This window comes from Salipaludibacillus sp. CF4.18, from assembly GCF_051262595.1.
Classification (GTDB): Bacteria; Bacillota; Bacilli; order Bacillales; family Salisediminibacteriaceae; genus Salipaludibacillus; species Salipaludibacillus neizhouensis.
On sequence record NZ_JBIMEV010000095.1, the window covers coordinates 1 to 7,779 of the forward strand.

The window sequence follows — 7,779 nt, forward strand, 5'->3', positions numbered from 1 at the left end:
TATAAAAGTTGAGGCTAAAATGTAGTTTTTTGTAAATTCAAGAGATGAAATTAAAATAAATTAAATTGTAAAGGATACTACATCCACCGGTTCGAAAACCTGAAAATTTATTTGTGGGACACAATTACCGAGAACATATTTTAGAATTGAAAAGAGAGATATCTAATTCCGAAACACAGTAATAGCACCCGATGATAGAATTCCATTGATTTCTATTATGGAAGAAAAAATTATAAAAGAGAATATGCTGTTTCATCGGAAAACTAGCAAAGAATATTTCTGCCGATAAAGCTCTTGACTATGTTGCTGGATATGTCCCATAGGGATCCTGATTGGTTATGAAAGACGAGATTCCATCTCCGGTTGAATTGGAGATCTTCTAAACTGTTAATGTTAATCAACTCAAATACAAAAAGTTTAGTATTTACAGTTCGGTTTCTAGTAGAATATTTTCTTCACGGGAACTCCAAGTGATGTAGGAGGTGGGCCTCTGTAACCTTCAAGATTACCTCAGCATGGAAATAATGTTGTTATCTCAGTAGTTAAAACTAAAACACTTATTAAGCTAATATTATAATAGACAAAAAATCTAGGAAGAGGTGTAGTATGCAGGATACACGATCAATATTTAAAGAGGTAATGGGAAACTACCCAACGGGTGTGACAGTAGTTACAACGAGTGATAATCAAGGAGTACCTTTTGGACTTACTGTAAATTCGTTTGCATCCGTTTCTTTGGATCCACTATTAATCTTATGGTCAATTGATCATCGTGTTACTTCTTTAGAAACGTTTAAAAAATCAGAGAAATTTGCTGTCCATATTTTAGCTGGTGAACAAAAGGAAATCTGTAAATTATTTGCTAGTAAGGAAGTAGATCGTTTTGGTAGTTGTGATTGGAAATATTCAGATTATAATTTACCAATCATCTCAGAAGCATTTGCTGTTTTACAGTGTAAAACGTTTAAACAAGTTGAAGCTGGAGATCACACGATCTTAATCGGTGAAGTCGTAGATATTGAAATTGAGAACAAAGACCCGATGTTGTACCATAGAAGGAAGTTTGGACCAATTCCCTCTGAGTTTCATAGTATTGTATAATTATGAATTTGTAGCTAGTATTAAATATTTAATAATGAAATTAATATGTAGTCATTTAACAGAAAACTTCTGACCTATGTAAATGAAAGCGGATGCAACAATGCAAGAGAATTAAGTAGATTTCATTACTTTTAATAAGGAGTAGATAAATGTTATGACGCATGGAGTGAAAAAAATATTAATTTTAATAGTTTTCATGCTAATGATTTTTTTACATTTTGATTTTTGGTGGTTTGATCAAATTAATCCCCTTTTATTTGGCTTTATGCCATTCGCCGTTTGGTTCCAAGCTTTAGTTGGAGGGATATTAGCATCGATTTTCTTGTTTTATGCTTATAAAGTCATTTGGCCAGATGTTCCAGAAGTTTTCGATGATGAAACGGATTAAAAAGGAGGTTGAGTCTTGGAGAGTAGGGTAGCAGTCGTTTTTATAGTTTCTATGATATATATGTTAATTATAATTGGTATTGGTTGGTTTTCGCAAAAAAAGACGACTAATAATGGTGAAGATTATTTTTTAGCTAATCGTTCTATTTCAAGTTTCTATTTATTTTGTTCAATTATAGGAGCAAATTTATCTGCATTCGTTATGATGGGAATGCCTGGACAAGCTTATCATAATGGTTTTGGAATGTATGGGTTAATTATGGGTGCTGGGTCATTTATGATTGCTTTTACAACGTATTACTTTGGTGTAAGGATTTGGATTTTGGGTAAGAAGTTTGGTTATAGTACTCCAAGTGAGTTATTTGGAGATCGTTTTCAAAGTAAATCAATATCACTAATTTTATTTAGTATATTTGCAATATATACTACACCATACATCGTAACGGGACAAATTGGTGCTGGAGCCGGGTTTGAAATGTTTACAGGTGGCCTTATTCCTTACTGGCTAGGTTCATTAATCATCACGTGTGTCGTTGGATACTACGTATGGGGCGGTGGAATGAGAGGAACAATTTTAACAAATACATTACAGGTTTTAATTTTCACTGTGTTTTTACTTTTGGCCGTAATTATGATTGCAAATAAAGGTGGAGGCTTTTCCGGAATAACGGAAAAGTTACTACAAGAACAGCCACACTTGTTGCAAAGAGGAAATAATTCAGTTTTTTCGGGGCAAATATGGTTTAGTCAATGGCTATTATTTTCTTTGGTAGTTTTAAGCTTTCCACACGTTTTTGTTCGAATTCTAGCAAGTAAAAATAGTAAAGGCCTAAGGCAAAATAGCATTGCATACCCATTAGGAATGTCTTTTATCTATATTTTAGCTGTAACATTAGGAGTATGGGGAGCTGTAATGATTCCAGGTTTAGAAGGTAGTGCTTCTGATAACATCATCTTTATGCTGACATTTGAGTATCTTCCTATATGGATGAGTGGACTAGCTTTAGCAGGTTTATTCGCAATGGTTATGTCAACTATGGATGCACAATTATTAACAATGAGTAATTTATTTACAACTGATATTGTGAAGAAATTCTTTAAAATTAAAGAAGAAAAAACAGTGTTCTATGGTCGACTATTTGTTGTTATATTATTATGTATCTCATATATAGTTTCACTTATAAGACCTGCCAGTGTGTTTGAAATTGCAAATCTTTCATTTACTGGTACAGCGTCTGTAATGCCTGTAATTATCGCTTCTTTATATTGGAGGAGGTTGACGAAAGTAGGTGCGATCTTTAGCTTGGTTATTGGTGGTTTCTTGGTGCCTATATATTTCTTTACAAATTGGCTACCATCATTTGGTTTTTTACCAATTGTTCCTGTTATATTCGTATCAACAGTTGTCTTAATCGTAGTTAGTTTACTGACAAAACAGGAATTCGAAAAAGCAGATAAGCATTTAGATGTCTTAAAAAAATACTATAAGAAAAGACCTAATTCTCAAGAAGATATTCCTACTAAAAAAGTTCAATAAGCTCGATGGTATTGTGTAGTAATATGAATTGCTAAAAAGCAGTATTATAGTAGGCGAAAGTAGATTTGACTGTCATAATTTTAGAAGAAAGGAAGAATTGTTTCTCAGTCTCTTAAAGAGTTAAAGTGGAAAAGAGTCCTATACACAAATAAATTGGTGGTTACTCCCTATTTTGATAATTGATTTTAAGTATTAATAGTGAAAAGGGGTATTTTAATTGTAGAATTAAATTAACTATAGTTTAACGAAAGAGAGGGACGATGTCCTTTGACGTAACCTACTACTATGTTAAATATATTTCATTAAATGTCATTCAAAACCTTAACATGAAAGCGCTCTATAATTATATTATTATAACTACTAATTTAATTTAAAAAAGTATGGGGATATTTAAGAATTAATGTTACGGATATACGTACGTTTGAAAGACTTAATTACTATTTTGGCCAGAGGGGTAATTTTTTCTAAAACGAAAGGGGTAATATTAATGAAAACATTGGCAAATAAAAAAGTTAATCTATTAATCAATAATCAGGAAGTTCCAACACAAAACTATTTTGAAGTTAGAGACCCAGGTAAAGTAAATGAGTTAATTGGTGAGGTAGCTTTAGGGACGAGTGAAGATGTAGATACCGCTGTGAAAGCAGCTCACAATGCATTTTTATCATGGAAAAATGTAGATGTCCGAGAACGTGTTAGATTAGTGTTAGCAGCTGCAGGAGTGTTAGAAGATTCTATGTCTGAATTAAAGTATCTATTGGTCAAGGAACATGGTGGCGTTTTATGGGAAGCAGAAACTGATTTTTATTTAGGAAATGGTGTTCTGAATTATTACGCTAGTATTGCTAAAGATTATATGGAATCAGAACAAATAGAAGATGAGACTAGTTGGATAAGTGTTGAAAAAGTATCGAAAGGGGTAGTCGGTGCAATTGTCCCTTGGAATATGCCTGTTATATTGACGATGATGAAATTGGCCCCTGCTTTAGTTACGGGAAATACAATTGTTATTAAACCATCACCTACAGCACCAATTGCTTTAAGTATTCTCCTTCAAAAAATGGCAGAGGTATTACCTGATGGAGTTATCAATGTTATTCATGGAAATGCAGAAGTAGGTTCAGCATTAACACAACATCCGTTAGTTAAAAAGGTTGCCTTTACAGGTGGAACTGAAACAGGGAGAGCCGTTGCTACTAATGCGGCTAAGAGTTTTAAAGCTCTTACATTAGAATTAGGTGGCAACGACCCTGCTATTATTCTAGATGATGCACAAATCGAAACGATTATACCAAAACTACTAAAAGGCGTTTATACGAGAAGCGGTCAAATATGTTTCGGTGTTAAGCGAATCTATGTGCAAGAAAATATGATCGAAAAATTTTATAATACTTTCTGTGAATTTGTGGATGAGTATAAAGTTGGACATGGATTAGATGAACGAGCATCCTTTGGGCCCCTTAATAATAAGAAACAGTTTGAATATGTTAAGAACCTGATCGAGAAAACAAAACAAAGCGGGGCTACTGTTAGAGAGCTTGGACAAAAATTAGACCCAGATGGTTGGGATAACGGATATTATATTTTGCCTCATGTTGTAAAAAATATATCTCATTCATCCCCTATTGTTTCTAGTGAACAATTTGGACCTATTATCCCAATTATTCCTTATAAAACTGTTAATGAGGCTGTAGCAATGGCGAATGATTCAGAATATGGTTTGGGTTCTTCTGTCTGGTCTAGTGACTTCGAGAAAGCTTTGGCAGTGGCGAAACAAATTGAATCCGGTTCTACTTTTATTAACAGCCATAGTTTTGATTCATTATCATTAGGGATGCCGTTTGGTGGTATCAAAGATAGTGGAATTGGAAGAGAGCTTTCTGGAGAATCAACATTATCCGCCTATATCAATTATCATTCAATCCGCTATGTGAAATAACCAAAAATAGTAAACCGAGGAGGTACAAATTTGAAAATCAAAGCTGCTGTTGTCCATGAAACTGGTCAAGAGTTCCAATTTGAAGATGTTACAATAGATGAACCGAAGTCAGAAGAGGTTCTAATTAAAATGGTTGCATCAGGTATTTGTCATACAGACGTTTCAGCACAACATCAACTCCTTCCTGTACCGCTTCCCGCTGTCCTTGGGCATGAAGGTGCAGGAGTTGTTGAGAAAGTAGGAGAAGGCGTTAAAGATTTGGAACCTGGGGATCATGTCGTTCTATCATATGCTGCTTGCGGACACTGTGAATGTTGCCTCACTGGACATTCTTATGCTTGTGAGGATATCCTTGTTGCAAATTTCTCAGGAAAAATGGCAGATGAAACTCATCGTCTACATCAGGGTGAACAAGATATATCTAATTTCTTTGGGCAATCTTCTTTTGCTACTTATTCAGTTGCTAATGCACGCAATGTTGTTAGAGTAGACCAAGATACAGATCTTCGCTTATTGGGACCACTAGGATGCGGAATTCAAACAGGGGCAGGGGCGGTTTTAAATATTTTTCAGCCATCTGCTGGTTCGTATATTGTTGTTTTCGGAAGTGGCACGGTTGGATTGAGTGCACTCATGGCTTCAAAGGTAGCTGGATGTACGACTCGAATAGTAGTAGATATTCACGATTCACGTTTAGAGTTAGCAAAAGAGCTTGGAGCAACACATATTCTCAACTCTAAAAAGGTAAATGCTTTAGAAGAAATTAAAAAAATTACAGGAAGAGGTGTAAATTTTGCAATTGAATCAACAGGGGTTCCTGAAGTGTTAAGAGACGCAACCGAATCTTTAGCTCCACTGGGGAAGGTAGCTGTAATTGGAGCTCCTAAGATGGGGACCAAAGTACAATTAGATGTAATGGATTTATTAATTAATGTTAAATCAGTTGTAGGTGTCCATCAAGGTGGAAGTGTCCCAAAAGTTTTTATTCCCAATTTGATTGAATTGTATAAAGCTGGTCAGTTTCCTTTTGATAAATTAATAACGCTTTACCCGTTTGAAGAAATCAATAAGGCATTAAGTGATACAAAGAATGGAACAACTATTAAACCAGTATTGACGATGTAAATATGAAGTCGGAAAATTGCCAGCCTGCCGACATTGGCTCTTAAAAAAGAGGCAGTCGGCAGGATTTTTATCTAGTTTTTCATTAAAAGACGAGAAAGAGGTTATCATTAATTCATTATCCTCCAGGTGATTTTAGACATCAATCGTTGAGCGAGGGAAAGAATTGAGTATTGAAGAACAGATAAATATATTATTTTACTGATCACTTACGTAAATTTTCCCCGAAAAGATTGATTTAGCTCAATTTACTCATGAGTTACTAAATTTGCGTTGCTTTTAATTAAACATCGTCCAAGAATGTTATGGACAGATATAAGAAGAATAGTCATATAGTTTAATAGAACACGAAAGTTAATAAGGGAGGATGTGAGGCAAGAGGAATGACTATTTTGCAAACCAGTTTAATGAGATAAAGGACGATATATTTAGAAGTGAGGATTGAGTTTAATCAACATTTAGATTGCTTTAGCATATGGACTTTGAGATGACTATAGTCTTAAGGTACGACTTTAATTCGTCTACATTCCATGTTTAAATCCACCTGATTTAGCAGGTGGTCGTTTAACTGTTTATGAGAGAGGGATAATATCATATTACCAGAGTCATCTATTGCTGCTCATGCAGACGTTTTTTAAACTTTACATTTTTAGATTAACGTCAGGCATTGTGTATAGAGTATTTTTCATTTTGCTAATAATTTCAAAAAACATGATTATTACAAATAAACGTAACCTAGACTATTTGATAATTCCCGAGCAGTTTTTAAAACTTCTTCTGTTAAGTGAGAGTCAGGAGATATATCTAACACCCCAGATAATCCGATAATGCTTATTGCAGCAACTAATTCATTTTTTTGGTCGAATATCGGTGCAGAAATAGCTGTTATACCTGGAATATATTGATCTGTGAAAGCATAACCATATTTTTTTACAGCTATAATCGTATCGTTATATTCATCAAGAACAATTGAGTGTTTTTTTATTTCATCATTGATAAAGGATTGTGTTTTTTCTTTTGGATAATATGCTGCAAAAATTCTCCCAGTAGCACTATTGGTTAGTGGTACCGCGGACCCAACACGAACATTAACATTAATTGGCTTTTTACTCTCTTCCCAGCTAATAAAAATAGGACCCTCATTTTCTACCCATATAGCTAGAGACACAGTTTCATCAAGTAAGTCATTTAATCGCTTAATATATGGTAATGCTTTGATTCGTATATCTACTTTTTCCATACCACGCAAACCAATTAATGTTAGTTCACTTCCTAGTGAATAACGGAGATCCTCACTCTTCTCGAGAAAACCAATCCTACACAAACTTATTAAATATCTATATAGTTGGCTTTTGGGTATATCGCATAACTTAGAAACTTCGGTAATTGTTAGAGGTCCCACAGAATTTGAAATCGCCTTCAATATGGAAAAACCTATTTCGATCGATTGAATCCCCTTTTTTGGTGCATTTTCATCAATCATTCTTCTACCTCCACTAAATTTCAGTTTAATATTATTCACTATCTTATCACGAAGTTAACCAGGGGTAAACTCTAAAATAAACCAAAGTATAAAAGGTAATAAGCCGTATAGGTACTGTATTTGCTTAGGATTATTAAAAAATTCTGAAAATTGTGTTGACATTAGTGTAACAAGTTATTACACTTATATTAACAACTTATGGTTAACCAG

Annotated in this window: 6 protein-coding genes; 5 read left to right on the top strand and 1 reads right to left on the bottom strand. The window is 34.1% G+C overall.

Annotated elements, in window-relative coordinates:
- The first annotated feature begins 606 nt into the window (after positions 1-606).
- The 5 genes from ACHABW_RS24920 to ACHABW_RS24940 all read left to right on the top strand — a co-directional run bounded on the left by ACHABW_RS24920 (position 607) and on the right by ACHABW_RS24940 (position 6,089).
- Complete coding sequence (locus ACHABW_RS24920; protein WP_435759622.1) at positions 607-1,101, top strand: flavin reductase family protein; 495 nt, start codon at positions 607-609, stop codon at positions 1,099-1,101.
- 154 nt (positions 1,102-1,255) lie between these two features.
- Entirely contained in the window at positions 1,256-1,489 is a 234-nt protein-coding gene (locus tag ACHABW_RS24925) for a hypothetical protein (RefSeq protein ID WP_435759624.1), read from the top strand.
- A gap of 15 nt (positions 1,490-1,504) precedes the next feature.
- On the top strand, positions 1,505-3,025 hold the full coding sequence (locus tag ACHABW_RS24930; protein WP_435759626.1) for a sodium:solute symporter family protein: 1,521 nt from the start codon (positions 1,505-1,507) through the stop codon (positions 3,023-3,025).
- 487 nt (positions 3,026-3,512) lie between these two features.
- The gene (locus ACHABW_RS24935) at positions 3,513-4,964 is read left to right on the top strand and encodes an aldehyde dehydrogenase family protein (RefSeq protein ID WP_435759628.1); all 1,452 of its coding nucleotides are present in this window, start codon (positions 3,513-3,515) and stop codon (positions 4,962-4,964) included.
- 30 nt (positions 4,965-4,994) lie between these two features.
- Positions 4,995-6,089 carry an NAD(P)-dependent alcohol dehydrogenase gene (locus tag ACHABW_RS24940; RefSeq protein WP_435759630.1) on the top strand — a complete coding sequence of 365 codons (1,095 nt, stop codon included), beginning with the start codon at positions 4,995-4,997 and terminating at the stop codon, positions 6,087-6,089.
- Between the two features lie 715 nt (positions 6,090-6,804).
- On the opposite strand, the gene ACHABW_RS24945 is transcribed toward ACHABW_RS24940, so the two are convergent.
- The gene (locus tag ACHABW_RS24945; RefSeq protein ID WP_435759632.1) at positions 6,805-7,569 is read right to left on the bottom strand and encodes an IclR family transcriptional regulator; all 765 of its coding nucleotides are present in this window, start codon (positions 7,567-7,569) and stop codon (positions 6,805-6,807) included.
- Positions 7,570-7,779 lie beyond the last annotated feature (210 nt).